The sequence below is a fragment of the Photobacterium sp. GSS17 genome, from assembly GCF_028621875.1.
GTDB classification, from domain to species: domain Bacteria; phylum Pseudomonadota; class Gammaproteobacteria; order Enterobacterales; family Vibrionaceae; genus Photobacterium; species Photobacterium ganghwense.
Genome location: NZ_CP117517.1, coordinates 2,919,720 through 2,945,861 on the forward strand (window position 1 = coordinate 2,919,720; position 26,142 = coordinate 2,945,861).

The 26,142-nt window shown below is 52.2% G+C and carries 23 protein-coding genes; 9 read left to right on the top strand and 14 right to left on the bottom strand.

Going from position 1 to position 26,142, the window contains the following annotated elements; all coding sequences use genetic code 11:
* From bamA to rpsB, 9 genes are all read right to left on the bottom strand, one after another.
* On the bottom strand, nucleotides 1-2,403 hold the full coding sequence (gene bamA, locus PGW97_RS13160) for an outer membrane protein assembly factor BamA (protein WP_273857478.1): 2,403 nt from the start codon (nucleotides 2,401-2,403) through the stop codon (nucleotides 1-3).
* A 34-nt stretch (nucleotides 2,404-2,437) separates the two neighbouring features.
* The gene (rseP, locus tag PGW97_RS13165) at nucleotides 2,438-3,793 is read right to left on the bottom strand and encodes a sigma E protease regulator RseP (RefSeq protein WP_273857479.1); all 1,356 of its coding nucleotides are present in this window, start codon (nucleotides 3,791-3,793) and stop codon (nucleotides 2,438-2,440) included.
* Complete coding sequence (ispC, locus tag PGW97_RS13170; RefSeq protein WP_047883176.1) at nucleotides 3,790-4,986, bottom strand: 1-deoxy-D-xylulose-5-phosphate reductoisomerase; 1,197 nt, start codon at nucleotides 4,984-4,986, stop codon at nucleotides 3,790-3,792. The genes rseP and ispC overlap by 4 nt, the downstream gene beginning before the upstream one ends.
* Nucleotides 4,987-5,096: 110 nt before the next feature.
* On the bottom strand, nucleotides 5,097-5,942 hold the full coding sequence (locus PGW97_RS13175) for a phosphatidate cytidylyltransferase (RefSeq protein WP_047883222.1): 846 nt from the start codon (nucleotides 5,940-5,942) through the stop codon (nucleotides 5,097-5,099).
* A 160-nt stretch (nucleotides 5,943-6,102) separates the two neighbouring features.
* Nucleotides 6,103-6,867: an isoprenyl transferase gene (locus PGW97_RS13180; protein ID WP_047883177.1), complete on the bottom strand. Its 765-nt coding sequence runs from the start codon at nucleotides 6,865-6,867 to the stop codon at nucleotides 6,103-6,105.
* A gap of 78 nt (nucleotides 6,868-6,945) precedes the next feature.
* On the bottom strand, nucleotides 6,946-7,503 hold the full coding sequence (gene frr, locus PGW97_RS13185) for a ribosome recycling factor (protein ID WP_047883178.1): 558 nt from the start codon (nucleotides 7,501-7,503) through the stop codon (nucleotides 6,946-6,948).
* A 77-nt stretch (nucleotides 7,504-7,580) separates the two neighbouring features.
* Nucleotides 7,581-8,309 carry a UMP kinase gene (pyrH, locus tag PGW97_RS13190; protein WP_047883179.1) on the bottom strand — a complete coding sequence of 243 codons (729 nt, stop codon included), beginning with the start codon at nucleotides 8,307-8,309 and terminating at the stop codon, nucleotides 7,581-7,583.
* Nucleotides 8,310-8,404: 95 nt separating this feature from the next.
* Entirely contained in the window at nucleotides 8,405-9,250 is an 846-nt protein-coding gene (tsf, locus tag PGW97_RS13195) for a translation elongation factor Ts (protein ID WP_047883180.1), read from the bottom strand.
* Between the two features lie 113 nt (nucleotides 9,251-9,363).
* Complete coding sequence (gene rpsB / locus PGW97_RS13200; protein ID WP_047883181.1) at nucleotides 9,364-10,092, bottom strand: 30S ribosomal protein S2; 729 nt, start codon at nucleotides 10,090-10,092, stop codon at nucleotides 9,364-9,366.
* A 329-nt stretch (nucleotides 10,093-10,421) separates the two neighbouring features.
* Here rpsB and map point away from each other — a divergent pair, with 329 nt between their 5' ends.
* From map to PGW97_RS13215, 3 genes are all read left to right on the top strand, one after another.
* Nucleotides 10,422-11,252: a type I methionyl aminopeptidase gene (gene map / locus PGW97_RS13205; RefSeq protein WP_047883182.1), complete on the top strand. Its 831-nt coding sequence runs from the start codon at nucleotides 10,422-10,424 to the stop codon at nucleotides 11,250-11,252.
* Between the two features lie 147 nt (nucleotides 11,253-11,399).
* The gene (gene glnD / locus PGW97_RS13210; protein WP_273859670.1) at nucleotides 11,400-14,015 is read left to right on the top strand and encodes a bifunctional uridylyltransferase/uridylyl-removing protein GlnD; all 2,616 of its coding nucleotides are present in this window, start codon (nucleotides 11,400-11,402) and stop codon (nucleotides 14,013-14,015) included.
* Nucleotides 14,016-14,064: 49 nt separating this feature from the next.
* On the top strand, nucleotides 14,065-14,445 hold the full coding sequence (locus PGW97_RS13215; protein ID WP_047883183.1) for a DUF3461 family protein: 381 nt from the start codon (nucleotides 14,065-14,067) through the stop codon (nucleotides 14,443-14,445).
* A gap of 207 nt (nucleotides 14,446-14,652) precedes the next feature.
* On the opposite strand, the gene PGW97_RS13220 is transcribed toward PGW97_RS13215, so the two are convergent.
* From PGW97_RS13220 to PGW97_RS13230, 3 genes are all read right to left on the bottom strand, one after another.
* Complete coding sequence (locus PGW97_RS13220) at nucleotides 14,653-15,114, bottom strand: flavodoxin (RefSeq protein WP_047883184.1); 462 nt, start codon at nucleotides 15,112-15,114, stop codon at nucleotides 14,653-14,655.
* A gap of 91 nt (nucleotides 15,115-15,205) precedes the next feature.
* The gene (truC, locus tag PGW97_RS13225) at nucleotides 15,206-15,943 is read right to left on the bottom strand and encodes a tRNA pseudouridine(65) synthase TruC (RefSeq protein WP_273857480.1); all 738 of its coding nucleotides are present in this window, start codon (nucleotides 15,941-15,943) and stop codon (nucleotides 15,206-15,208) included.
* Nucleotides 15,944-15,948: 5 nt separating this feature from the next.
* Nucleotides 15,949-16,269, bottom strand: coding sequence for a YqcC family protein (locus tag PGW97_RS13230; protein WP_273857481.1), 321 nt, complete (start codon nucleotides 16,267-16,269; stop codon nucleotides 15,949-15,951).
* A gap of 217 nt (nucleotides 16,270-16,486) precedes the next feature.
* On the opposite strand from PGW97_RS13230, the gene PGW97_RS13235 reads away from it, so the two are divergent.
* From PGW97_RS13235 to PGW97_RS13250, 4 genes are all read left to right on the top strand, one after another.
* The gene (locus tag PGW97_RS13235) at nucleotides 16,487-17,530 is read left to right on the top strand and encodes a DUF3549 family protein (RefSeq protein WP_273857482.1); all 1,044 of its coding nucleotides are present in this window, start codon (nucleotides 16,487-16,489) and stop codon (nucleotides 17,528-17,530) included.
* Nucleotides 17,531-17,681: 151 nt separating this feature from the next.
* Nucleotides 17,682-17,984 carry a DUF3301 domain-containing protein gene (locus PGW97_RS13240; protein ID WP_217393973.1) on the top strand — a complete coding sequence of 101 codons (303 nt, stop codon included), beginning with the start codon at nucleotides 17,682-17,684 and terminating at the stop codon, nucleotides 17,982-17,984.
* A 2,671-nt stretch (nucleotides 17,985-20,655) separates the two neighbouring features.
* Complete coding sequence (locus PGW97_RS13245; RefSeq protein ID WP_047883191.1) at nucleotides 20,656-20,886, top strand: DUF2789 domain-containing protein; 231 nt, start codon at nucleotides 20,656-20,658, stop codon at nucleotides 20,884-20,886.
* A gap of 255 nt (nucleotides 20,887-21,141) precedes the next feature.
* Complete coding sequence (locus PGW97_RS13250) at nucleotides 21,142-21,417, top strand: hypothetical protein (RefSeq protein ID WP_047883192.1); 276 nt, start codon at nucleotides 21,142-21,144, stop codon at nucleotides 21,415-21,417.
* A 37-nt stretch (nucleotides 21,418-21,454) separates the two neighbouring features.
* Here PGW97_RS13250 and PGW97_RS13255 read toward each other — a convergent pair whose 3' ends face one another.
* Nucleotides 21,455-22,231, bottom strand: a complete 777-nt coding sequence (locus PGW97_RS13255; RefSeq protein ID WP_047883193.1) for a Zn-ribbon-containing protein — start codon at nucleotides 22,229-22,231, stop codon at nucleotides 21,455-21,457.
* Nucleotides 22,232-22,234: 3 nt separating this feature from the next.
* Nucleotides 22,235-22,801, bottom strand: coding sequence for a SecY-interacting protein (gene syd, locus PGW97_RS13260; RefSeq protein WP_047883194.1), 567 nt, complete (start codon nucleotides 22,799-22,801; stop codon nucleotides 22,235-22,237).
* Between the two features lie 63 nt (nucleotides 22,802-22,864).
* On the opposite strand from syd, the gene queF reads away from it, so the two are divergent.
* Together queF and PGW97_RS13270 are read left to right on the top strand one after the other, a co-directional pair.
* Nucleotides 22,865-23,710 (top strand): NADPH-dependent 7-cyano-7-deazaguanine reductase QueF, encoded by an 846-nt coding sequence (queF, locus tag PGW97_RS13265; protein WP_047883195.1) that lies wholly within the window; start codon nucleotides 22,865-22,867, stop codon nucleotides 23,708-23,710.
* A 103-nt stretch (nucleotides 23,711-23,813) separates the two neighbouring features.
* Nucleotides 23,814-26,093, top strand: a complete 2,280-nt coding sequence (locus tag PGW97_RS13270; RefSeq protein ID WP_047883196.1) for a tetratricopeptide repeat-containing diguanylate cyclase — start codon at nucleotides 23,814-23,816, stop codon at nucleotides 26,091-26,093.
* Nucleotides 26,094-26,142 lie beyond the last annotated feature (49 nt).

Sequence of the window (26,142 nt, forward strand, 5' to 3'; positions counted from 1 at the left end):
TTAGAATGTTCGGCCAATGGTGAAGGTAAAGAATTCTTCATCATCCCCTTCGTATTTCTTAATCGGACGAGCGACTGAGAAAACGAGTGGTCCCATTGGTGACATCCACTGTAACGCGGCACCATATGACGCACGAATCAGAGACGGATCAGAGTAATCCTGGATGTACTTGCCATCGCTGTCATCCAAATCATACTCCGTGTCCCAGACCGAACCAGCATCGATAAAGAAGCTGGTACGAATTTGGTTACGTACCTCATCCGACGCAAACGGCGTCGGCACAATCAGTTCCATACTGGCCAGCGCCACGGCGTTACCACCGGCAGCATCATCTGAACCAATCAGTTCAGGGTTGTTACCGCCAGAGTAGTTCAGGTAAACCGCTTTCGGACCTACCGTGTTTGAACGGAAGCCACGCAGCGTTGAGAAACCACCGGCATAGTAGTTCTCATAGAATGGCAGCAACTGGTCACTACCGTTGTCTGTTGTACCATAGCCGTTACCATAACCTAAGCGACCACGCAGCAACAAACTGTAATCATGATCCTGCGTCAGCGGGAAGTACTGACGAACATCATACTGAGCTTTGAAGAACTGGGCGTCTGACCCCGGAATCGTCATCCGGAACGAAGCACGCTGATGGTTGCCGGCCGTCGGGAAATAACCCCGGTTCAGGTTGTTACGGGTCCACGACACCGACCAGTTGAAATCATCCAGTTCAATTACGTTATCACCCACGTTGAAGCCATGGATCAGCTTGAACTTCTCGATCTGGTAGTATTCCTGGGTATTGGAGATCTTGTTGTGATCGTAGCCCAGGCCAAACTCGAAGAAGTTGAGTTCATCATACGGGAAACCCCAGGTCAGGCTTGCGCCATAGCTCTGGTTGGTATAATCCGAGATGTTCGCGTCTGACGCTTCAAACTCGTTGTAGTACACCTTACCACCCAGGCTGATACCATCCAGGGTAAAGTAAGGGTCACGGTATTCCATGCTGATGTTCTTCTGGTAGTCGTTCATCATTGCATTGATACCGAAACGGTTACCGGTTCCCAGGAAGTTGTCCTGCTGGATACCCGCCTGGAAGCTGATGCCAGATTCTGTACCGTAGCCGATACCGAAGTTTACGTTACCGGCATTGGCTTCTTTCACGGTGTATTTGACATCCACCTGATCATCGGTACCCGGCACACGCACGGTCTGAACATCCACGGTTTCAAAGAAACCGGTCCGGCTCAAACGCTCTTTACCGCGTTCAACCATGCGAGAGTTCAACCAGCTGCCTTCCATCTGACGCATTTCGCGACGCAGTACTTCATCTTTAGTGGAGGTATTGCCAGAGAAGGCAATATTTCGCACGTAGATTCGTTTGCCCGGCTCAACGTTGATGATCAGCGACACCTGTTTGTTGTCGTCGTCAAAATCAGGGAGGGTGTTAACCTGCGGATACGCATAGCCCAACTCGCCCAGTTTACGTTTCAACGCCTCTTCCAGCGCTGTAACCTGAGCACCGTTGTAGATATCACCACCGGTAATGTTGATCAGCGACTCCAGCTCACTACGTTTACCCAACAGCTCACCGCGCAGCTGGACATCCTTAACGCTGTACTGCTCACCTTCATCGATTTTCAGGGTGATATAAACCCCTTTCTTATCCGGTGAGATCGCCACCTGAGTCGCATCCAGACGGTATTTCAGGTAACCGTTATTGAGGTACAGGGAACGCAGGGTTTCCAAGTCTCCGGCCAGTACCTGTTTCTGGTACTTTTTGTCCGCCAGGAAGTTCCACCAGGATACTTCGGCCTGCAGGTTAAACTTGTCGAGCAGCTCTTCATCGGAGAACACTTCGTTGCCGATAAAGTTAATTTGCTGAATTTCCGCCGATACCCCTTCGGTAAAGACGAATTTCAGGTCTGCACGGTTACGTGGCAGCGGAGTGACAACGGCCTTCACCGAGGCGTTGTACTTACCGACGCTGTAGTAGAAATCTTCCAGCCCTTTTTCGATCTTGCTCAGGGTTGTACGATCCAACGACTCGCCTACCCGGATGCGTGAAGCGTCCAGGTTCTCGCGCAGTTGCTCTTCTTTGATCGCCTTGTTGCCAGAAAACGTGATGCTGGCAATGGTCGGCCGTTCCTGTACCTGAATCAATAGGGCATTGCCGTCACGGAATACCTTAATATCTTCAAAGTTACCGGACGCGAACAAAGACTGAATAATCTCTGATACATCCCGGTCATCAATATTGTCGCCAACCCGAACGGGCATTTTCAGCAACGCCGCACCCAGCGTGACACGTTGAAGGCCTTCAAAGCGGATATCTTCTACTACAAATTGTTCCGCACTCTGCGCAACGCTGCTTCCGAGCAGCAGCGATGCGACCAACAGTTTTTTCATCGCCATTAGTGTTCTGATTATTCCTTGCTAAACGCACTTATTAAAGGCGGGTAAAATCATTGAATAGCGCAACCGCCATTAACGCAACCAAAATGGCTGATCCCACTCTGTAGCCTATATCCTGAACTCGTTCAGAAACAGGACGACGGGTTACCGCTTCGATGGCGAAGAACATCAGATGGCCTCCGTCCAGTACCGGTAGCGGTAACAAGTTAACTATCCCCAGGTTGACACTGATCAGCGCCAGAAAGCCAAGGAAATACACCAGACCGTAGTCCGCTGTCATCCCCGCCCCTTTGGCGATCGAAATCGGGCCACTGAGGTTTTTAATTGCCACATCCCCGGTCACCAGCTTAGTTACCATATCAAATGTCAGGGTAACCAGCTGCCAGGTTTTCTCTGCTGCTTTGCCGACAGCTTCAACCGGTCCATACTGCAGGTTGATGCGGTACGACTCTGGCCAAGGCTCAATTTTCGGGGCAAAGCCAGCATAACCAATCATGTCGCCGTTGTCGGCCAGCTTTGAGCCAGGCACCAGCGTCAGGGTAACAGCTTCACCGTCACGTTTAACATCAAGCTGCATGGCCTGAGCAGGGTGTGAGCGAACCGCCTGCACAACTTCTTGCCACTGCGTAACAGGCTGACCATCAATCGCGATAATTTCGTCATTTAACCGTAAACCTGCCGCGATTGCTGCGCCATCTTCAACAAGTTGTGAGATGGTTAAGGTTATTTTCGGTGAGTAAGGCGTGATACCAAGTGTCGTCAGTACCCGTTCGGTTTCCGGGTCAAACGACCAGCCACGCAATTCCAGACGCTTTTCAACTTCGTAGTCGGCATCTGGTGCGGTGACGGTCAGCACCATCTCTTTATCACCAATATGGGAAATCATGGCCATATTAACCGATTCCCAATCTGCGGTTTTGATTCCCGAAATGGTTTTAAGTTCCATTCCGCTCGTAATTCCGGCATTTGCCGCAATAGACTGAGGCGCAACTTCACCAATCACCGGGCGTACCGCCGGTACCCCAATCAGGTAAACGACCCAGTAAGCCACCACGGCAAACAGAAAGTTAGCCAGTGGCCCAGCGGCGACAATGGCACTGCGCTGCCACAAATTTTTATTATTAAATGCCTGATGGCGACGGTCTGCCGGAACATCCTCGACCCGCTCATCCAGCATTTTGACGTACCCACCCAGCGGAATCATCGCCAGGGTATATTCGGTGCCGTCTTTACCGACCTTACGCCACAACGGGCGGCCAAAGCCGATGGAGAAGCGCTCAACGTAAACACCGCAACGTCGCGCTACCCAGAAGTGACCAAATTCATGAACCGCAATCAGTATCCCGAGAGCCAGTAAAAAAGCTCCAAGACTCCACAAAACTCCCATCATAACGATACCTTACGAATGATTTCCTGCGCTAAGCCTCGAGCCATTCTATCTAGCTCAATCACGCTTTCCAAGTCAGTTGGCTCGCGCAAGGCGGCTTGTTCAAGTACCTGACGGTTGATACGGGCTATATCAGTAAACCCGATCTGTGTCGCCAGGAACGCGGCAACCGCCTCTTCATTGGCGGCGTTCAGTGTGGTGGTGGCAGCCTGACCGGTATAGCAGGCATCCATCGCCAGCTTGAGGCACGGATAGCGGGCAAAATCCGGTTTCAGGAACGTAAATTCGCCCACTTGGCTGAAATCAAGGGGTGCCACTCCGGCATCTACCCTTTCAGGATAGGACATGGCACAGGCAATCGGGGTTTTCATATCCGGCAATCCCATCTGCGCCAGCACGGAACCGTCTTTATACTGCACCATAGAGTGAATCACCGATTGCGGATGGATGATGACATCCATCTGATCGCGCCGAGCATTGAACAGCCAGCGGGCTTCAATGTATTCCAGCCCTTTGTTCATCATGGTGGCAGAATCAACAGAAATCTTTGGCCCCATGGACCAGTTCGGGTGCGCGATTGCCATTTCCGGTGTTACAGCAGCCAGATCTTTGACGTCGGTGTAACGGAACGGCCCGCCTGACCCAGTAAGCAAAATTTTACTGACCCCGGCGGCATCAAGATCGCAGTAGCCCATTGCCCGCTGTACCTCAGCTGGTAGGCTCTGGAAAATGGCATTGTGCTCGCTGTCGACTGGCAATAACTCCGCACCATACTCCCGGCAGGCATCAATAAACATCTGGCCGGACATGACCAGCGCTTCTTTGTTCGCCAGCAAAATTCGCTTACCGGCTTTTACCCCGGCCATGGTCGGCAGCAGACCGGCAGCACCGACAATCGCGGCCATCACCGTATCCACTTCATCCAGCGCCGCCACCTGACACAGACCGGCCTCACCGGCCAGCACGTCAGTGGTAATCTGATGCTGCTTTAATCGTGCCGACAGCTCTTGTGCAGCCGTTTCGCAAGCCATAGCGGCATACTTCGGTCGCCATTGCAGACAAAGCTCAAACATTTTCTCTGTGTTCGTTCCGGCCGCCAGGGCCACAACGTCAAACAGATCAGGGTTCTGAGCAGCAACCGCCAGGGTGCTGCTACCAATTGAGCCGGTTGCACCAAGAATTGTTAACTTACGCATAGTCTCACTTTACAGCAGTTCAAATTTCATCGGGCCAGTGGAGCATGGCATTCCGGCCGGCAACAAGCAAGATATCGCTTACTGATACCGGCCGGAAAGGACCTGCTATTTTACACCAGCCACAGGTATAGCAGGGCGAATACAGGAAGGGCAGCCGTCAGGCTATCAATACGGTCCAGAATACCACCGTGACCAGGCAGGATATTGCCACTGTCTTTGATTCCGGAAACGCGCTTAAACATACTTTCGACCAGATCCCCCATCACGGAGGCAATCACAGTCACGACAGCAATCAGCAGCAGGCTGCCAACACTGACAAACGGGATATCCAGCACAAACGCGCCGCCCCAAGTTACCAGTACCGCCAGCAAGGCACCGCCAATCAGGCCTTCAATGGTTTTATTCGGGCTGACTGCCGGGGCCATCTTATGCTTACCAAAGCGTTTGCCGGAAAAATACGCGCCGGTATCCGCCGCCCAGACCAAGACACACACCAGCAGCACCAGCTTAGCACCGTGGTAAGGATTGTCTGTGTACTGGACCGCACGAAGCATCAAAACGCTCCAGAAAAACGGGAGCAGGGTCAAAAGGCCAAACAGATATTTTAAAGAAGGGGAAGTCGACCACAATTTTGTACTACGCGGATAGCTGATCGTTAACGCTGATGCGCTCAGCCACCACAAACCACCGGCCAGCAGCATGTACTGATGCGATGATGCCAATGCAGCCAGGGCTGCCGGCTCTGTCGGCATGGCGGCCAATGTTCCCCCCAGTGCCGCAACCGGCACCAACATAGCCATCCACTTAGATTTTGTGTCCAGAAATTGTGTCCACTCCCAAAACCCCAGCAAGGTGATCACTGCCAGCGCAGCTATAAAGGCAGGAAAAGGCAGAAGAAAGATTCCTGCGATTACCAGAGGGGCGAGGATTAGGGCGGTAATAATACGTTGCTTCAGCAAACTGCGTCCTCTCAATTCTTTTTGTAATTCGGTCGGCCTGAGTTGTGTTTGTTGGCCGCGTGGTTCCCATACCTGGTAACCAGCAAAAAGGCATCCAGGGTCTGATGACCATTAACCAGATGCCTAAAAATACTTCCAAATTATTGCGTTGTAATATTTAACGTTCCAGTAATGCCTGGATCTGTTCACCTGTACAGCCAAAGCGACGCTCACGGTTTACAAACCACGCGACAGCATCTGCAAAACTGGCTTCATCGAAGTCCGGCCAATGCTGCTCAGAAAAATACATTTCTGCGTAAGCGGTTTGCCATAACATAAAGTTACTGACCCGGCACTCACCACTGGTGCGGATCAACAGGTCAACATCCGGCTGCCCGGCAGTCGATAATTCGCTCGCCAGCATATCTTCCGTAATATCGGACGCTGTCAGTCCCTGCTCAGCCATCTTGTGTAATAAACGCTGAGTCGCCTGCATGATGTCCCACTGCCCTCCGTAGTTGGCAGCAACATTCAGAATCATACCGGTATTGCCTTCGGTCAGCACTTCGGCTTCGGCAATCTTGCGCTGTAAACGAGGGCTGAAACGAGAGGTATCACCAATAATACGCAGGCGGATATTGTTCTTGTGCAGCCGCTTCACTTCACGGCCCAACACCGTCATGAAAAGCTCCATCAGCAGTGAGACTTCGTCTTCAGGACGTCGCCAGTTTTCACTACTGAACGCAAACAGGGTCACCACCTGGATGCCGAGGCGTTTGGCAGTCGAGACAGTCTTACGTACGGCTTCCACGCCAGCTTTGTGGCCGAACACTCGAGGCTTTCCTTTGGCCTTTGCCCACCGCCCGTTACCATCCATGATGATAGCGACGTGCTTTGGCAAGCTCTCAGCACAAAGTGCAGTATCGATTGTATGATCTGCCATACATCTCCCTCAAAAAAAAGCGCTGTGCTGCCCGCACAGCGCTCAGATCAGTTTCAAGCAAATGGAAAGGCGAGCGCCTTAAACTTCCATCAGCTCTTTTTCTTTCGTTTCCAGGATCAGATCGATTTCTTTCACTGCTGCGTCAGTCAGCTTCTGAATGTCGTCTTGTGCACGACGATCATCATCTTCTGAAATTTCTTTGTCTTTCAGCAGTCCTTTAACGTCTGCGTTAGCGTCACGACGGATGTTACGGATTGCAACACGGCCTTGTTCTGCTTCAGCACGTACGATTTTCACCAAGTCACGGCGACGTTCTTCTGTCAGCGGTGGCAGTGGAACGCGAATAACTGTACCTGCTGACATTGGGTTCAGACCCAGGTCAGACATCATGATCGCTTTTTCAACTTTCTGAGTCAGCTCTTTGTCAAACACAGTAATTGCCAGCGTACGTGAGTCTTCAGCGATTACGTTCGCAACCTGACGCAGCGGCGTGTTTGAGCCGTAGTACTCAACCTGGATACCGTCCAGCAGACTTGGGTGGGCACGGCCAGTACGTACTTTTGCCAGTTGGTTTTTAAGCGCTTCAACGCTTTTGCCCATACGCTCTTTAGCGTCTTGTTTAATTGCATCAATCACGATTTAAACCCTTAATAATTCGGTTGACGAGGGAGTCTGGCTCCCACAGGGCAAGGCCGCAACCTTGCCATTGAAACTTACAGGTTGTTGATCAGCGTGCCTTCCTGCTCGCCCATCACCACACGGCGAAGAGCACCAGGCTTGTTCATGTTGAAAACACGAATTGGCATGCCGTGATCACGAGCCAGGGTAAATGCAGCCAGATCCATCACTTTTAGTTCTTTCTCAAGAACATCTTGATAGCTAAGCTTATCACAAAGCACTGCATCTGGGTTTTTAACTGGATCATCTGTGAACACGCCATCAACTTTTGTTGCTTTCAGTACAACATCAGCTTCGATTTCAATACCGCGCAGACACGCTGCAGAGTCGGTGGTGAAGAATGGGTTACCCGTACCTGCAGAGAAAATCACGACACGGCCTTGACGCAGCTGGCTGATCGCATCAGCCCAGTTGTAATTGTCACAGACACCGTTCAGAGGAATTGCTGACATCACTTTGGCGTTCACATAGGCACGATGCAGCGCATCACGCATTGCCAGGCCGTTCATGACTGTTGCCAGCATGCCCATGTGGTCGCCTACAACTCGGTTCATACCTGCTTCTGCAAGGCCAGCACCGCGGAACAAGTTACCGCCGCCAATAACCAGGCCAACTTGCACACCCAGCTCAATCAGTTCTTTAATTTCCTGAGCCATACGGTCAAGAACTTGTGCGTCAATACCAAAACCTTCTTCGCCCTGCAGTGCTTCACCGCTCAGCTTAAGCAAAATTCGTTGATAAGTCGGTTTAGGATTCGTGGTCATTAGTGATACCTTCCAGGCTTACAAAATAGAGATATGGAGTTGTAAAAAGACCGCAGCCTTGGCCACGGTCTTCTTTTTAAGCAATTCGCGAAAGATTAACCTTTCTGCGCCAGTGCTACTTCTTCAGCAAAGCTCAGGCCTTCTTGTTTCTCGATACCTTCACCCACTTCCAGGCGGACGAAAGTAGAAACAGTTGCGCCTTTCTCTTTCAGGATTTCACCAACAGATTTCTTAGGTTCCATGATGAATGGCTGGCCAGTCAGAGACACTTCGCCAGTGAACTTCTTCATGCGGCCTTCAACCATCTTCTCAGCGATTTCTTTAGGCTTGCCTTCGTTGATCGCGATTTCAACTTGAACTTCGCGCTCTTTAGCAACTACGTCAGCTGGTACGTCTTCTGGGTTTACGTATTCTGGACGAGATGCAGCAACGTGCATTGCGATGTGCTTCAGAGTTTCAGCGTCGCCGTTACCTGCAACAACAACACCGATGCGGTCGCCGTGACGGTAAGAAGCAATGCTTTCACCTTGGATGTACTCTACGCGACGGATAGAGATGTTTTCACCGATTTTAGCAACCAGAGCAACACGCTTCTCTTCGAAGTCAGCTTGCAGAGCAGCAACGTCAGATTTGTTTGCAACAGCAGCTTCAGCTACTTCGTTTGCAAATGCCAGGAAGTTACCATCCTTCGCTACGAAGTCAGTTTGGCAGTTAACTTCCACAAGTGCAGCTACACCTTCACCTTCTTTGATGATGATTGCGCCTTCAGCGGCTACGTTACCTGCTTTTTTAGCAGCTTTAGCAGCACCGCTCTTACGCATGTTTTCGATCGCCAGCTCGATGTCAGCGTTCGCTTCAACAAGCGCTTTTTTACATTCCATCATGCCTGCGCCAGTACGCTCACGCAGTTCTTTAACTAGGGCAGCTGTAACTGTTGCCATTGTTATATCCTCAGTTTTGAATACTTGGTGTAAAAATCAGGGGCCATGATCGGCCCCTGGTAACCATTCTTAGTTTACACAAGGTAACTTAAGATGCTCAAAGGAGCCGGCTATTATTCAGCTTCTACGAAACCGTCTTGCTCAGCTTGTGCAACGATGTCTTGGTTACGACCTTCAGTTACAGAAGCAGCTACAGCGTTAGTGTAAAGCTGGATAGAACGGATTGCGTCGTCGTTACCTGGGATAACGAAGTCAACACCGTCTGGGCTTGAGTTAGTATCTACAACTGCAAATACTGGGATACCCAGGTTGTTTGCTTCTTTGATTGCAATGTGCTCGTGATCAGCGCCGATTACGAACAGAGCGTCAGGCAGACCACCCATGTTCTTGATACCGCCCAGAGACTTCTCAAGCTTTTCCATTTCACGAGTACGCATCAGCGCTTCTTTCTTGGTCAGCTTGTCGAAAGTACCGTCAGTAGACTGAGTTTCCAGATCTTTCAGACGCTTGATTGACTGACGAACTGTTTTCCAGTTAGTCAGCATACCACCCAACCAACGGTTGTTTACGTAGTACTGGTCACAGCTGATTGCAGCTTCTTTGATTGATTCGCTGGCTGCGCGCTTAGTACCAACAAACAGAACTTTACCCTTACGGCCAGCAATCTTAGTGATTTCAGCCAGAGCTTCGTTGAACATTGGTACAGTTTTTTCTAGGTTGATGATGTGCACCTTGTTACGAGCACCGAAGATGAATGGCTTCATCTTAGGGTTCCAGTAACGAGTTTGGTGACCGAAGTGAACACCAGCCTTCAGCATGTCGCGCATTGATACAGTTGCCATTGAATATTCCTCTATGGGGTTAGGCGTCCACATACCCCATCTTACCGACCCAGATTAACGCCTGTGCGTTACAACTTCGCGAAAAGTCGCTGGGCACCCCGGAAGACGTGCCGATATGTGTGAGTGATTAATAAAAGTGTTTGTGTAATGTGAGCAACAACATCGAGATGACATTACCCAATTACGGCGCGCTTTATACCATAATTTCGCCACTAAAATCCAGTTTAAATATTGCCGTGACCGCGGTACAACCGTGAATCGGGTTTCCATCCAGCGCCCTCACTGTTACCATGTAGGGGAGAGCAAATTTTCATTGCAGAGAAGAGCGAATGAGCATCAAGATCAAAACGGCTGAAGAAATTGAAAAAATGCGCGTTGCTGGCCGTTTGGCGGCAGAAGTGCTGGAAATGATCGAGCCTTATGTCAAGCCAGGTGTGACCACCGCAGAGCTGGACCGTATCTGCCATGAGTACATCACCAAAGAGCAAGGTGCGATTCCTGCGCCTCTGAACTACCATGGTTTCCCTAAGTCTATCTGTACCTCTATCAACCACGTGATTTGTCACGGTATTCCGGCTGAAAACGATGAGCCGGTCAGCGACAAGTTCAACAAACCGGCGGTACTGAAAGACGGCGATATTATCAATATCGATATCACAGTAATCAAAGACGGCTACCACGGCGACACATCGAAGATGTTCGAAGTGGGCGAAGTGTCTCTGGAAGACAAACGTCTGTGCCGCGTGGCGCAAGAAAGCCTGTACTTGGCCATGAAAAAAGTGAAGCCGGGTACCAAGCTGGGTGAAATCGGTACGGCTATCCAAAAATTCGTGAAGAACGGCAACAGCCGTTTCTCTATCGTTAAAGATTTCTGTGGCCACGGCATCGGTAACGAGTTCCATGAAGAGCCACAGGTTGTTCACTACAAGAACAACGACCGTACCGTGCTGAAAGCCGGTATGTGCTTTACCATCGAGCCAATGATCAACGCCGGTAAATTCGGTTGCCTGGTTGATGACGAAGACGGCTGGACGGTTTACACCGTAGACGGTAAAAAGTCGGCTCAGTGGGAACACACCCTGCTGGTTACCGAAACCGGCTGCGAAGTGCTGACCCTGCGCGAGGAAGAATCGATTCCTCGCCTGATGCACAACGCCTAAGCCAATTGAAGCCGACCATTGCGTCGGCTTTTTTTATGCCTGAATCTTCGCCGTGTTGATGCTCAATCCCGTGAGAAAGCAGGCTGGGCGTTTGCTCACGGTCATGATAGGGTTATGGATAAGACTTCCAACTTTGCACGGACAGCAATGACAGATCCAATCTCTTCCGTACTGCCAGAAGACAACACGCAAACCCCGGATCGCCTGCGTCAGGCGCTGGAACAGTTTACTGCTCACCAGAAAAGCCAGTTTATCGACCGAGTCCCGGTGACGGCTCTGGTGGAAGCCCGCTCTCGCTATATCGACAATCTGCTGGAATCGCTCTGGCACCATTTTAACCTGCATCAGCACCCGACCCTGGCCCTGATCGCGGTTGGCGGCTATGGCCGCGGCGAACTGCACCCGCTCTCCGACGTCGACATCCTGCTGCTGAGCGAAGAACCGGTTGATGAAGCCACCGGCAACACCATCAGTACGTTCCTCACCTTATTGTGGGATTTGAAGCTGGATGTCGGCCACAGCGTGCGCACTGTCGACGAATGTATTTCGTTTGGCCGCGAGGATCTGACCGTTGCTACCAACCTGTTCGAATCACGTTGGCTGTGTGGTAACCATGACACTTATCAGCATATGGAAGAGCGCCTGAACGACGGTCATTTCTGGCCCAGCAAACCGTTTTATCAGGCCAAATTGGAAGAGCAACGTACCCGACATGCCCGGTATCACGACACCACGTACAACCTGGAGCCGGATATTAAATCCAGCCCGGGCGGCCTGCGCGATATTCACACACTGAGCTGGGTCGCACGCCGCCACTTCGGGGCCACCAGCCTGCTGGAAATGAGCCGTTTTGGCTTTCTGACCGATGCCGAATACCGCGAGCTGGTCGAATGCCAGGACGCCCTGTGGCGTATCCGCTTCGCGCTCCATGTCGAGCTGCGCCGTTATGACAACCGGCTGACCTTCGGCCATCAGGCTTCCGTAGCTGAACTGCTCGGCTACCAGGGTGAGGGTAACCGGCCGGTTGAAATGATGATGAAAGATTTCTACCGTACCCTGCGCCGGGTGGCTGAACTCAACAAGATGCTGCTGCAATTGTTTGATCAGGCCATCCTGAACAAAGGGGCGGCGCCGGAGCCAATTATCCTGGATGAAGACTTCCAGCTACGGGGGCCGCTCATTGAGGCAACCAAACCGGCGCTGTTCCAAGCCCGGCCGGAAACCATTCTGGATATGTTCCTGCACATTGCCCGCAACTCGCAGATCGAAGGCATTGCCGCCCCGACCCTGCGCCAGCTGCGCACCGCGCGGCGGCGGCTCAACCGCTTCCTGGTCGATATTCCCGAGGCGCGGGAAAAATTCATGGAGCTGATCCGCCAGACCAACTGCCTGCATCGCGCTTTTCCGCTGATGCACAGGCACGGCGTGCTGTCGACCTATCTGCCGCAATGGAGCCAGATCGTCGGTCAGATGCAGTTTGACCTGTTCCACGTCTACACCGTGGATGAACACACTATTCGGCTGCTGAAGAATCTGTATAAGTTCAGCAACCCGGAAAACCGCCAGCAGCATCCGATCTGTTGTGAGGTTTATCCGCGAGTGACGAAAAAAGAGCTGTTGCTGCTCGCGGCCATCTTCCACGATATCGCCAAGGGACGAGGCGGTGATCACTCCGAGCTAGGCGGTGAAGATGCTTACGATTTCTGCCTGTTGCACGGCCTGTCCAAACCGGAGGCCAATCTGGTGAAATGGCTGGTCAATCAGCACCTGCTGATGTCGGTCACCGCCCAGCGCCGGGATATTTATGATCCGGAAGTGATCACCGCGTTTGCCAAAGAAGTCCGCGACGAAGAGCGGCTGGATAACCTGATCTGCCTGACCGTAGCCGATATCTGTGCCACCAACCAGGAGCTGTGGAACAGCTGGAAGCGGACCCTGCTGGCCGAGCTGTACTACTCCACCCAGAAAGCCCTGCGGCGCGGGCTGGAAAACCCGCCGGATATGCGCGAGCGCATCCGCCACAACCAACAAATGGCCTCTGCCCTGCTACGCAGTCAGGGATTCCCGCAGCGGGATATTGATGTACTGTGGCAGCGTTTCAAGGCCGATTATTTCCTGCGCCATACCCACAAGCAAATTGCCTGGCACGCAGAAGCCATTCTGACCCATGAAGAACAGGACAAGCCGCTGATTCTGGTCAGCAAAAAAGCCACCCGTGGCGGCACGGAAGTGTTCGTCTACTGCCAGGACAAAGCCAAACTGTTTGCCATTGTGGTTGCCGAGCTCGATAAGAAAAACCTCAGCGTCCACGATGCCCAGATCATGACCAGCAAAGACGGCTATGCGTTGGATACCTTTATGGTACTGGACCACAACGGCGAGGCCCTGAGCGATATGCGCCAGAATGCAGTGCGACGGTCGCTAATCAACGCCCTGACCCACATGAAGTCAGAGCGTAAACGCAAACGGCCACCGCACAAGCTGCGCCACTTTACGGTCAAGACCCAGGTTGATTTCCTGCCGACCAAATCCGGTAAGAAAACCTTGATGGAACTGGTAGCCCTCGACATGCCGGGACTGCTGGCAAGGGTCGGCTCCGAATTTGCCCGTCAGGGGATCAGCCTGCAGGCGGCCAAAATCACCACCATAGGTGAACGCGCGGAAGACTTTTTCATTGTCACAAACCAGGACGGTGAGCAGTTAACCCCAGATGAGCAAACGCGTCTGAAAGACGCACTGATTGCCCGTCTGGAAAAACAATAACCAGTGACTGCCCCCCTGTTTTTAAACTTGTAGTTAACATGAGGCGTATATGTACCCAAACCTCTCTGCCATCGGCATCGAACACCCAGAAACAATCGAACGTTACAGCCTGCGTCAGGAAGCGGCCAACGATATCCTGAAGATCTATTTCACCAAGCAGAAAGGTGAACTTTTTGCCAAAAGTGTGAAATTTAAGTTCCCGCGCCAACGTAAATCGGTGGTGGTCAACAGCGGTAACCGGGAATACAAAGAAATTACCGAGATCAACCGCACGCTGACGTTCATCATTGATGAGCTGGATCGTATCACCAACAAAAAGCACACTGAGATCGATATTAAGAAGAAGATCCTGGGCGACCTGCGCCACCTGGAGCAGGTGGTCAGCCACAAAATCGCTGAAATTGAAGCCGATCTGGAAAAACTGAAATAACCGCTTCGCCCTTTCTTGCCATAAAAAAACCGGGCAGCACATTTTGTGCTGCCCGGTGTATCTCTGTTTAGCGTGAATCCCCGTATCGGCCCTCAGCATAAAGGCGGCTATCTCAGAGAAATCGCGCTTCAAACACCCGCATTTACCGGAACCTTTTATTCAGGTGCGGTAACCCGCCCAGTTTCTGCGGCTGAAGAGTCATTCGGCTCAGGCCGCATCAGCCTGCTTGGCCCAGCTTTTCAGCCAGGGCATGACCACTTCCAGCGCATCAAAGTTAACACTGGCATCTACATCCAACCGCTCAACCATGGGTCGTGCCTGCAGCTCCTGCAACAACGTATCAAACTGCCGCCCGGCACCGCAGAAACGATCTTCGCCGTAGCTGGAGTCGCCCATCGCTACCACTCCGTAACGCAGCTGAGGTAGCATCGGAAAGGTATCATTCAGCGCCAGAAACAACGGCAGCAAGTTGTCCGGAATTTCTCCCTGACCTGTGGTTGAGGTGATCACCAGCGCGATGTCCTGCTGATAAGCCAGAAATTCCTCCAATGAGGATTCCAGAAACAGTTCGGCCTGATGCCCACTGCCAACCAGAAAACGTGTGACTTCCTCAGCCACCTCTTCCGCGCCGCCGAATACGGTTCCCACAAAAACACCAATCTTTGCCATATTTCAATACCTTCCTTTGCGACAGAAAATCCATGAATCCACGATAACATAACTGTGGCTGGCAGACGGAATTGGTGCAACTTTTATCTGATTATGCGCCTTCCATCAGGGATTCCGCCCACCCAAAAGCAGCCATGACCCGGCGCCAGGGCGCATCCACCTCGGCCCGGATATCCAGCATCTCGCCACTGACCGGGTGCAGCAACTGCAATCGCGAAGCATGCAGCATCAGGCGGTGGCAGTCATAGTTATCCCGGAAACTACGGTTATGACGGCCATCACCGTGATTCACGTCCCCGATAATATGGTGGCTGAGATGATGCATGTGACGACGCAGCTGATGCTTACGCCCCGTTTCCGGCTTCATTTCCACCAGCGTGTAACGGCTGGTCGGATAACGGCCGATCGCAATGTCAGTCTGAACATGAGCCAAAGGGGCGTACGCAGTGACAGCTTCCTGCGCCTCTTTATCCTGGTTAGCCTGCTTGTCAGCAATTTTATCTAGTTCCTCCTTGAGCGGATAATCCAGCACTGCGGCTTCCTGAATCCAGCCCCGGACAACCGCATGGTAGGTTTTCTTTATGTCGCGTCCGGCAAACTTCGGCATCATTTGTGCGGCCATCTCGCTTGATAGCGCAAACAGCAAAACACCCGACGTCGGGCGATCGAGGCGATGCAGGGGAAACACATGTTGACCAATCTGATCGCGCAAAGTCTGCATCACAAACCGCGTTTCATGGCGATCCAGCCAGGAACGGTGAACCAGCATTCCGGCGGGTTTATTGACAGCGACCAGGTATTCGTCGCGATACAGGATTTCAAGTTCCATAGCACTCACTTCTTAAACAGTTCATCCAGCTGGCGGGTCACCGACAAAATCGCCGGCAGCCCAGCCAGTCCTTTCATTGATTCCTCAACGTAAGGGGAAATCGCCATGGCGGCAGGCAGCGGCATGTTCTCTGCCAGGATCCAGAGCAGACGCGGAATAAAAATCCATTGCAGCCACTGCGTGCAATGCAGGGTATCGACCGCAAACGGCTCTGTACTTTGCAACGCAGACGAGCTGGGCGGTATGATTTCCCACATCCCTTCCGATTTCATGGTTGCTTCAAGCTGCTCAAGCAGCAGCCGACATTGCTGGTGCATGTCTGTCATACCCTCATCTCTCTGATACCAAGCCCGAACAGGCCCGGCCAATAAGTCTGGCGGCGAAGGATACCATCTTGCCCAAGGACACCCAAGTGTGACATGGCCCCAGTCAGGGAAGCCGGAAATGAAGACGACAACCGCTTCAGACTGTCGCCCCGCCCATCGCCGAGCGTGGTGAACGTGCTATACTCCCGCTTCTGATTGAGGAGCACAGAACCTGACCATGGATAAATTTCATCACCTTACCCAACTGTTAGATAACGCCGGTTGCCAGTATAAAATTTTCGACCTCGGCCGCCGTGTGTGTGAAATCGACATTGAACACTTCAAGGCTGTTGAGGAAAACCGTCAGCCGTATCCATGGCCGCTGAAACAGCACGCCCACCTTTCTATTTCCTTCTGGCAGCCAGGGAACCCACCCTGGATCTGGTTCCTTCGTCTGCCACTGGATGAGCGTGGCCTGCTCAAGCAAGCAGCGGTCGGTGACTTTATCAAGTACGTGATTGAAGCCATGGGGGCGACACTGAACACGACCCCAACCGAAGAAGAGCAGGAAAAGCTGGCGGCAAACCCGTACACCTTCAAACCTAACGACGACAAGATGGCGATCTTCCACGCCCAGTTACGTGAACGCCTGCATCTTCCTGCCAGTCACTATTATGAGCACGCCCAGCACTACCTGACCGGCGATTTAGGCTGGGATAAATGGCAGGGCGTAGGCCTGCAGGGACTGGCCGATGTTTGTGCCCGGATGAAGCAGGAAAACAACGCCACTCAGCTGCGTAAAGCAGTCAACAACCTGCCGCTGACTCCGCTCTACGCCCTGCTGGGTTGCCTTGAGCACTGCACTCTGCCGGAAGCCCTGGCGACACGCCTGAAAGAGCGCCTCGATGAAGAAGCCGCTGTCGACACTCCGGATTTGTTCCTGGTTTCAGCCTTGATCCGGGCATTGTCCGGTGCCGATACCGCAACCCTGAGTCAGGCATTGCGTGATCTGCTGGCGCAGTCAGCATTGAGCCATCCTGAAATCCTGGTGGCAATTGCCGGTCGCTGCTGGCAAGGACTGACGGACAGTGAACTGGCCGGGCTGTTCCTGCTGCGTCTGGCCGAAACCGAAGATCAGACGTTGTTTAATCAGCTCTTTGCCGATTTGGTGATGCTACCAAACCTGCGCGGAATCATGCTGCAACTGCTGCACAGTCCGGCAAATACGGCGCTGATTGAAGCCATCACCAAACTGCAGCAACACGCCCGGGGAGAAGACTGAATCGCCAGACGGTTCTCCTCTTTTAGCCTACCCGTGAGAGCGGCTTGCCGACACCACTGTGCCGTTTGCCGGCCTGACACATCACGTCGTCAGGCTGGCGAAAATACACATAGATGGACAGGCAACATCAAGGATGTCGACAGGAAAAAACATGGATAATTTATTGGGAATACTGCTGCTGGCCGTGGCGGGCTTTCTGTTCTGGCAACAACGTCGTCAGGCGGAGCTGGCTCAGACTTTCATTCACCAACGCTGTGAACATTTAGGTCTGCAGTTACTGACCGTTGCCAGTGGCAGCCACAAGTTGCGCGATTCTCAGGGGCAATGGCACTGGCACACCGTTTATTTATTCGAATTCTCAGCCAGCGGAGAAGATGCCTATCAGGGCTATGTGGTCATGAAAGGGTTCCGACCGGTGCAGTTTCATGTTCCGCCGCACCGAATGCCCGGCTAACGCCCCCATCGCTCCTTCACCGCCACATAAACTCCAGCGACACAAACGTCAATGGCGTGCGGCGCTTGTCAGCATGCCCCTCCATGGCAACGCGAAAATCACGCCAAATATGTTAGAGCATGAGATTCAGTATGGGCTGAGGCGTCGCCGACGCTTTCACCTCAATCATTTACCAGATAGCAGGCAGTTCTGACTGTGACATTGTTTTGTGGCTGGTTTGGCTGGTTTGGCTGGTTTGGCTGGTTTGGCTGGTTAGTGAGAAAAGGTAGCACACCGAAAAGTGCAAGTACCGTAAGCAGGCAAGCAAACTTTTACGGTGCCCAAAAAAGAACGGGCGCAACTTGCGTTGCGCCCTTAGGTCTTACTTGCAGCATTCCCGCTACGAAAGTGCTCCCTGCATCATTCCTTTGACTGCTGTATCCGTCAGCATTGTCCTTTTGACTTCATCCTGAAGTTGTCCTGTGGCCTTCCTGACCCGTCAGTTCATCCTGTCCTGACTCTCAACATCCATCCTGGAGGGGTCTATACCTTCTTCCTGAAGGGGTCCTTTTAGTCATCCTGACCAGCAAACATCCTGTTTACTGTCTTGCCGTTCCTCGGCATTCCCTTCACAGTCCCTGTTCGATATACCTTCCTGGCACACCGGTCTCATCCTGAGACTGCCCAAATCCTTGGCTATGTTCCTGTTCCGTTCCGTCAGTTCCTTCCGACACCCTAAGAATACGATTTTCCCATCGGATTGGGAGCATACTCGGACAGAAATTTTCGTCTCAATGCATGAAATTTGCACCAAACAAAAACAAAAATACTTTAAATTCAATATTTTAAACAAGATGCTTAGGCCGATAGCCAGGTTAAAAACGCGTAATGTCTTACAAGTTTGTAAGAGATCTCTCACAAAGGCCCGGGGTGAATCGGAGGTGGAGTGCCAAGGCTAGCGATAAGCAGATGAAATATAAAGGAAGGGGAAATTAGCTCGGGTGTTTTTACCCCCAAATAAAGAACGGGCGCAACTTACGTTGCGCCCTTAGGTCTTACATGCAGCATCCGGCTACTTGATGGCTCCCTGCTGTCATCCTTGTTATACAATATCCCTATTGCAGCAATCCCTAAGTCCCGTCCTGGACTGTCCTTCGGTGGTTCCCTGACCTGTCAGTTCATCCTGAACTCACGCTCTCAATCCGTCCTGGAGGTGTCCTTTCCCTTCATCCTGAAGGAGTTCCTGATGACTCATCCTGAGAGGTCCGACTCCTTCCCGGAGCACTTCCTTAGCCCGATTCCTTCGGGTGTCCCTGTCTCTTCCTGAAACTGTCCTTTGTCATCCTGACCAGCAGACATCCTGCCTGCTTTAAGGTTTCCTTACCCTGTCCAACCTTCCTGGTTAGCTGACCTCCAGTCAACTACACCTCATCCTGAGGTTTCGGCGTCCTACCGATTTTCTGAATTCCTGCGTCGTCTCCCTGTCGACAAGGCCCATATTACGCCGATTCCAAACCGGAACAAGATAACGTGATTCCGTTCGCTGACGCTGTTTGGCTCTTCAAAACACCATTAAAACGCAAGACTCTGTAAATTAAGGAAAAGATAAATTATGCATCGCATTTCACTGCGTTATAAACGGATTTAGTCTTACACGCTTGTAAGCGATCTCTCACAAAGCATCGGGAAAAAACAGTAATCGATTTCAGTCCCGTAAAAACAAGGCAAAACAGAAAGTTAAAATATTGCTGATTAATCAATGCGAGAATGTAACTGAATATTCCGAAAACCTGAATATTCCGAAAACCTGAATATTCCGAAAACGATGGCAAGAGCCGCGTTCTGGGAAACGGATTGAAGAGACTGACACAGAGAAAAAGTGAAGAAGAAAACGGGGGACTCGTGTCAGGTATAAACGCCACGCAATTTGTACCCGAAAGGCAGATTTGGCGAGTAAGAAGTAACCTTGCCTACAGGTTCAGGGGCCAGAAAAAAGAACGGGCGCAACTTGCGTTGCGCCCTTAGGTCTTACTTGCAGCATTCCCGCTACTAAGGTGCTCCCTGCATCATTCCTTTGACTGCTGTATCCGTCAGCATTGTCCTTGTGACTTCATCCTGAAGTTGTCCTGTGGCCTTCCTGACCCGTCAGTTCATCCTGTCCTGACTCTCAACATCCATCCTGGAGGGGTCCATACCTTCTTCCTGAAGGGGTCCTTTTCGTCGTCCTGACCAGCAAACATCCTGTTTACTGTTTTGCCGTTCCTCGGCATTCCCTTCACAGTCCCTGTTCGATATACCTTCCTGGCACACCGGCCTCATCCTGAGACTACCCAAATCCTTGGCTATGTTCCTGTTCCGTTCCGTCAGTTCCTTCCGACACCAGTAAGATTACGTTTTTCACTGGCCAAAACCAGTGATCGATGACTCACTTTTTTACACCGATATATCGCACCATCAGAATGAGACAGGTTAAAACAATAAAAATCAGTTACTTATCTTCATTTAAAGGGAGGTTTACCCGCGATTTTAACCATATTTCCCACACGCTTGTGAGAGATCTCTTACAAAGTGAATCGACAAAATGGAAATCGATGTCTCCTGACCTCACCCAAGATCAATTTTCTCTATACTTAGTGGATGACGCCTTTCAACCATTCTTTGCGCCCGTCGCATTTTTGCCATGGAGTACACAATGGAAACGTTTGAACATAACCTCGCTTCGCTTTTCAGCCAGTTAGGGCTGAATAATTCTAAAGAATACATCGATAACTTTCTCGAGGAGCACTGTCTGGAGCAGCATGAACAATTAACGGAGGCCCGGTTCTGGGAGCCGTCGCAACAAAAATTCCTGCGCGAATCCTATGAACAGGATGCCGACTGGTGTGAAGTCATCGACCAGCTTGATGCCATGCTGCGCAAATAGCCCTGAACTAAAAGGCATTGGCGGGGGCTTTCGCCTATGTGGAGTGTTTACCGCCAATTGCCTCACTCAGAACTGAAATCGCTGAACAGCCCCTTATCAAAAAGACCTTCTCTCTGGATAACGCCTTCCGGAATGAAGCTGGGCAGCTGACACGAAATCAGCGACAATAGCCGCTAACACGGTCCAAGCCAGCACAGAGCATCACCGTACTGAACAATACACTACAGAGCTAAGGCTACACAGAAAGGATACACAATGTCAGAGAACATCACGCAGACGCTGACAAACGTCATTGATAGCCTGATTCAGGAAGGGAAAGAGCCCTCGGTCGCATTGATCAAAGCCCGGCTGGCAGACCCACTGCCCATGCCATTGATCATCAAGGCCCTGCAAAGCTGGAAAACCAGCGCGCGGGTGCCGAAAATTGAAAAGCTCGCGGCACCGCAAAGTGCTGATGCTCGCATCAGCCAACTGGAACAACAAGTGGCTGAACTGACAGCCCGACTGGAAAAACTGGAAAAGCGCGGTTAACCGCGCTTTTCTTTTGGCTTCTTTTGCCCGAACGGCGCTACTGAAAATCCCACGACAGATTTGAAACAATCCGGCAGTCATCACATTTAAACAGGAAGATACCATGCAGTGGCTCAGCCTGACGCCATTCGCCATCGCATTTCGGACACCGGCGGCTCAGCTCGCTTTCGAGGCTGACTCCTCCCACCCGGTACTGATAGTAATAGGTCGGGATCTTTGTCATGAATTCAATACGCCCGCGAATATCCCAGCCGCGCCGGAACAGATCGCTGTCAGCATCACGAATCTCATGCAAGGCCGCATGCTCCGCTTTACACCCGCCGGCCATTTGCAGTTCATCACAGGCCTGCCATTCGGTCTGCCATTTCACCACGGCTTTATGGTCACCGTTGAGCGTGGCGTCCGGTAGCCGGTACAGCGGGATCGGCATCAGTGTCTCGCCACAGCGCAGTGGCGAACAGGTATGAACATATGTGGTGTAAATCACCTGCCATGACGGCGTGAAATTCTCTGCAGCAGCTTCGGAATTGAGATCGCGCCCCAGCAATTTCACTTTCGGGGCCAGCAAACTGGCCTGACTGAGGCGGTTCAGGCTGGCTTTGACCTGCGGACTGTGGAAATTCGAATGCATACTGTCCTGCTCCGGACACACGGCGCGCACTTTAAAAATGCCGTCATCCATCACAATCGGAAACTCCCGCCCCAATACCTGACCATTGTAGCGCAGGGCATCCATCAGGCCATTGATAGCCATATCGACCGCAGACACGGTCGTGTTATCGAAACATTCAAACTGCAGCTCTACTACGTACATCGATCAACCTGCCTTTACTACCGGCTCAAGTGCACGCAAAAAACTGGTTAAGTCAGAGGCCAGCACTTCGCGTTCATCTTTGCCCAGGGTTTCGACTACCACTTCCCCGGTCAGGTTACACACCGAAATCACCTGATTTTCGGCCTCCATCGCCCCAATAAAAACCGTCGGCTTCAATTTCAGGCGACGCTGTGTCACCAGATGCCCCAAAATGTTTTCCTGCAGGCGCAGTACATCGTCGTCATTAAAGGCCTGCAGCAAATCAAACTCGACCGGACCACCGACCGCCGAAAAACGGGCAGCCATGTCTCCGCTGAATTGCGCGCCGTAAAATGCAACAATGTCTTCGTGCAGGCGCAATTCGATACCTTTTTCGACCGCGGCCAAATCGCCTACAGGCTGACGCGCGACCGGTTGCCAGGATACTTCATAGCCGTCATCAGCCCGCGTACACGGTGAAGCGAGCCCGACCAGATCCTCGCTCCGGGGAAAACCTTGATCGGCGTCACACCATGCTTGTAAAAACCGGGAAGAAAACTCAGATAACGCCTCCGCAACCGGATGATTCATTCGCAACCTCTCAAAAGATTCAGTAAACTTTGGCTATTCTAATCCAAGTGTGTCCAGGACAGTATGAGCAAATATCAAGACGCAAAAGAATTAGCCGGTTTGACCCTAGGTAAAACGACGGAATATAAAGATCAGTATGACCCAAGCCTGTTGCAACCGGTACCGCGTAGCCTGAACCGTGATGACCTGGCCCTTGGCGACAGCCTGCCGTTTACCGGCTACGATATCTGGACGCTTTACGAGCTGTCCTGGCTGAACAGCAAAGGTCTGCCACAAGTCGCTATCGGTGAAGTTCGCCTGCCTGCCTCCAGCCCGAATCTGATTGAATCCAAATCTTTCAAGCTGTATCTGAACAGTTTTAACCAGACGCGCTTCGAGAGCTGGCAGCGAGTGGCAGATCAGCTTCAGCAAGACCTGAGCAACTGTGCCGGGGCTGATGTTGATGTCACCATCCAGCCACTGACTGATTTTGATGATCAGCAAATCGTCAACTTCAGCGGCCAGTGCATCGATGAGCAGGATATCGAAATCGACAGCTTCGATTTTAACCCGGCGTATCTGGAAGGAGCAGCCGAGGGCGAAATCGTGACAGAAGAGCTGCACAGCCACCTGCTGAAGTCCAACTGCCTGATCACCAGCCAGCCGGACTGGGGCAGCGTGCGTATTTCTTACAAAGGTAAGCAAATCAACCGTGAAAAGCTGCTGCGCTACATTGTGTCCTTCCGTAACCACAATGAGTTCCACGAGCAGTGTGTTGAGCGCATCTTCACTGACATCATGAAATACTGCCAGCCAGAGCTGCTGACGGTTTATGCTCGCTACACCCGCCGTGGTGGGCTGGATATCAACCCATATCGCACCAACATGGGCAAAACCCCAAGCGACAACTTCCGCATGGCTCGCCAATAAGCGGTGAGATCGGCGATAAGTCCGGCAAACTCGAAGAGTTTGCTGGACTTGCTATGCTAAGCCATTAATATGGAGTGAACTGTTTCACTGGGTTTCTGAAAGTATGTTTCCTCGCCGTTGGCTGATTCCTTACCTGTTTCTCTGCGTCACATCTCTGGGTGCACAGGCCAAAATCTTCACTACGCCATTACTGGCGGAGGCCAACGATTTGCTGCCGCTGAGCCCGGAGCAATCCCTTGAGATCACCGACCGCTATCTTGCCCAGCGCCGTCTCAGTACGCCCAAAGAAACCTCGCGCGTACACATCAATGATGAAACCGATCACACGATTCGCACCCCACTGAGCACCGTCAATGCCCTGCAAATCAAAGCGCAGGCCTACTCCCTGCTCAACCAGATCGATGCGGCGATGCAAACCATCAAAGCCGCGGAAGCGCTGGCCAACGAGCACGCCCTGACGTTCAGCAGCCTGGAAAGCCAGCTGATCCACGCCCGAATTTTCTGGGAAAACCTGAAAAACAGTACTCTGGCGCTCAAGACACTCGACGCCATTGATCAACAGCTGACAGATAGCCGCCACCTGATGATGGACAGCCAGATCAAACGGCTGCAATACGACTCGCTGATGCAGCGCGCGGTGATCGAATCTCACACCGGACTGGAAACCGAAGCCGAAAAGCGCTTTTTGAAAGCCAAACGCTTTCTGACCGAGCTGGATGATAAACCCGAGCAGATCCACTACCAGCTGGTCGTCGGCAGACACTACCTTGAGCACGACCATTACGAGCTGGCGCTGGATCGCCTGCTGAGCGGTTACTGGCTGGCTGTGGAGCTCGACGACAAACCGCAGATCGCGATGGCGAACTACGAGCTGGCCACCCTGTTTGAACAACGCAAGGTGTTCGACAAAGCGCTCGAACACGCAACTCAGGCCGGAGACTTCTTTGAGCACTACCAGCGTACCCTGCCGTTAGCACAAACCCTGGGGCTGATTGCCGACATCTACGAGCAGCAAGGGCGCTACAATCTGGCACTGGTGCACTATTTCAACGCACTGGATCAGGAAAACCAGCTCAAGCATGAAGTGCGCTCGGCGCAGTTGCGCCTGAGTATCGCTCGGGTTTACCTGCAGTTGTACAACTACCCGAAGGCAGAGCAATACCTGCACCATGCCCGTCTGATGGCGACCCAAAGCGGCAACGACAGCATCCTGACGGATGCCCAGCTGCTGCAGGGGCGGCTGGAGCTGGCCGAAGGCAAAACAGACAATGCCATTTCCACCCTGCAAAACGGCCTGATCGCCGCCAGCCGTCTGGGCAACCGTGAGCTGCAAATGGAAGGCGAACAGCTGTTGTCACAGGCCTTTGAACAGAAAAAAGACTACTACAATGCCCTGCTCAGCCAGCGCCGCTACGAACAGCTGTTCAGCACCAAGCAGTTGGCTCAGGTTGAAAGCAACGTGGAAGTCTTCAAGCAGCAGCAACGCATGCTTGAGCGGGCGCTGCACCTCGAAGAGCTGGAACGCCAGAAGTTTGATAGTGAGAAAGCCCTTTACAAACAACAGAAAGTGACCGTGTTTCTGCTGTCGGTGCTGGCCATTACCATCATTATCCTGCTGCGCCGTCACCGCACGGCGAAACTGCTGACCTCACGGCTGATGCGGCTGCGTACCGAGTTTTACACCCATCCCCGCAGCGGGCTGCGGAATCTGCGGATGTTAACCGTTAAGCTGCCGAATTCGCTGCAGCAAAGCAGTGCCAACTTCGAACAGTGGCACTTGGGGGAAATCATCAGCGAACCGCTGAGTGACCGCCTGCGCTTTGCCCTGTTTGAGGTGCCTTTCCTCAAGCATATCTACCTCAAGCACGGCTACCAACAGGGACTGGAGCTGGAACGTCAGTTCGGCGAATACCTTAAAAAACAGGTGTGTGAACCTGCCAGGCTGTACCACTTCTCCGATGCCATGTTCCTCTACATCGAGCCCAATTCACGCCTGGACTCAGCACCGGAGCAACTGGCCAATTCCCTGCAAGAACTGGTTGACCGGTTTGTCGAGCAACGACACATTGATAACCGGGTACGCATCGGTATGGCGGAGTACCCGTTCCTGCCCCGCGCCTACACCGCAATCAACGATCATGAGCTGCTAGATATCCTGCTGATGGCCACGAATGCCGCGCGCGAACTGAGTAAACTGGAGTCCGGCAGCCAGTGGGTTCACCTCAGTGCCATCAACGCCGCACCGGCCGCCAGTTTTGCCAGCGATAATATTCGCCGGGCGTGCATCCAAGGTATTGATAATGGGCTGGTAAAAGTGCAATCTTCATCCCGGCACGAAATATGCTGGAATGATGATCACGTTTCTGACAAAAATGTCAGTTAAGGGTGTGAATTTTCCAGCGCAATGGCCGATAAATCATGGCAGTGAAAAG

Bases quoted from the DNA above. Each gene is read 5' to 3' on its own strand.
- PGW97_RS13245 (WP_047883191.1), top strand. From the start codon at position 20,656: ATGGAAACGTTTGAACATAACCTCGCTTCGCTTTTCAGCCAGTTAGGG.
- pyrH (WP_047883179.1), bottom strand. From the start codon at position 8,309: ATGACCACGAATCCTAAACCGACTTATCAACGAATTTTGCTTAAGCTG.
- truC (WP_273857480.1), bottom strand. From the start codon at position 15,943: ATGGAACTTGAAATCCTGTATCGCGACGAATACCTGGTCGCTGTCAAT.
- PGW97_RS13180 (WP_047883177.1), bottom strand. From the start codon at position 6,867: ATGGCAGATCATACAATCGATACTGCACTTTGTGCTGAGAGCTTGCCA.
- PGW97_RS13270 (WP_047883196.1), top strand. From the start codon at position 23,814: ATGTTTCCTCGCCGTTGGCTGATTCCTTACCTGTTTCTCTGCGTCACA.
- PGW97_RS13215 (WP_047883183.1), top strand. From the start codon at position 14,065: ATGTACCCAAACCTCTCTGCCATCGGCATCGAACACCCAGAAACAATC.
- tsf (WP_047883180.1), bottom strand. From the start codon at position 9,250: ATGGCAACAGTTACAGCTGCCCTAGTTAAAGAACTGCGTGAGCGTACT.
- syd (WP_047883194.1), bottom strand. From the start codon at position 22,801: ATGAATCATCCGGTTGCGGAGGCGTTATCTGAGTTTTCTTCCCGGTTT.
- PGW97_RS13240 (WP_217393973.1), top strand. From the start codon at position 17,682: ATGGATAATTTATTGGGAATACTGCTGCTGGCCGTGGCGGGCTTTCTG.
- PGW97_RS13250 (WP_047883192.1), top strand. From the start codon at position 21,142: ATGTCAGAGAACATCACGCAGACGCTGACAAACGTCATTGATAGCCTG.
- bamA (WP_273857478.1), bottom strand. From the start codon at position 2,403: ATGGCGATGAAAAAACTGTTGGTCGCATCGCTGCTGCTCGGAAGCAGC.
- glnD (WP_273859670.1), top strand. From the start codon at position 11,400: ATGACAGATCCAATCTCTTCCGTACTGCCAGAAGACAACACGCAAACC.
- queF (WP_047883195.1), top strand. From the start codon at position 22,865: ATGAGCAAATATCAAGACGCAAAAGAATTAGCCGGTTTGACCCTAGGT.
- rpsB (WP_047883181.1), bottom strand. From the start codon at position 10,092: ATGGCAACTGTATCAATGCGCGACATGCTGAAGGCTGGTGTTCACTTC.
- PGW97_RS13230 (WP_273857481.1), bottom strand. From the start codon at position 16,269: ATGACAGACATGCACCAGCAATGTCGGCTGCTGCTTGAGCAGCTTGAA.
- rseP (WP_273857479.1), bottom strand. From the start codon at position 3,793: ATGATGGGAGTTTTGTGGAGTCTTGGAGCTTTTTTACTGGCTCTCGGG.
- PGW97_RS13220 (WP_047883184.1), bottom strand. From the start codon at position 15,114: ATGGCAAAGATTGGTGTTTTTGTGGGAACCGTATTCGGCGGCGCGGAA.
- map (WP_047883182.1), top strand. From the start codon at position 10,422: ATGAGCATCAAGATCAAAACGGCTGAAGAAATTGAAAAAATGCGCGTT.
- PGW97_RS13255 (WP_047883193.1), bottom strand. From the start codon at position 22,231: ATGTACGTAGTAGAGCTGCAGTTTGAATGTTTCGATAACACGACCGTG.
- ispC (WP_047883176.1), bottom strand. From the start codon at position 4,986: ATGCGTAAGTTAACAATTCTTGGTGCAACCGGCTCAATTGGTAGCAGC.
- PGW97_RS13235 (WP_273857482.1), top strand. From the start codon at position 16,487: ATGGATAAATTTCATCACCTTACCCAACTGTTAGATAACGCCGGTTGC.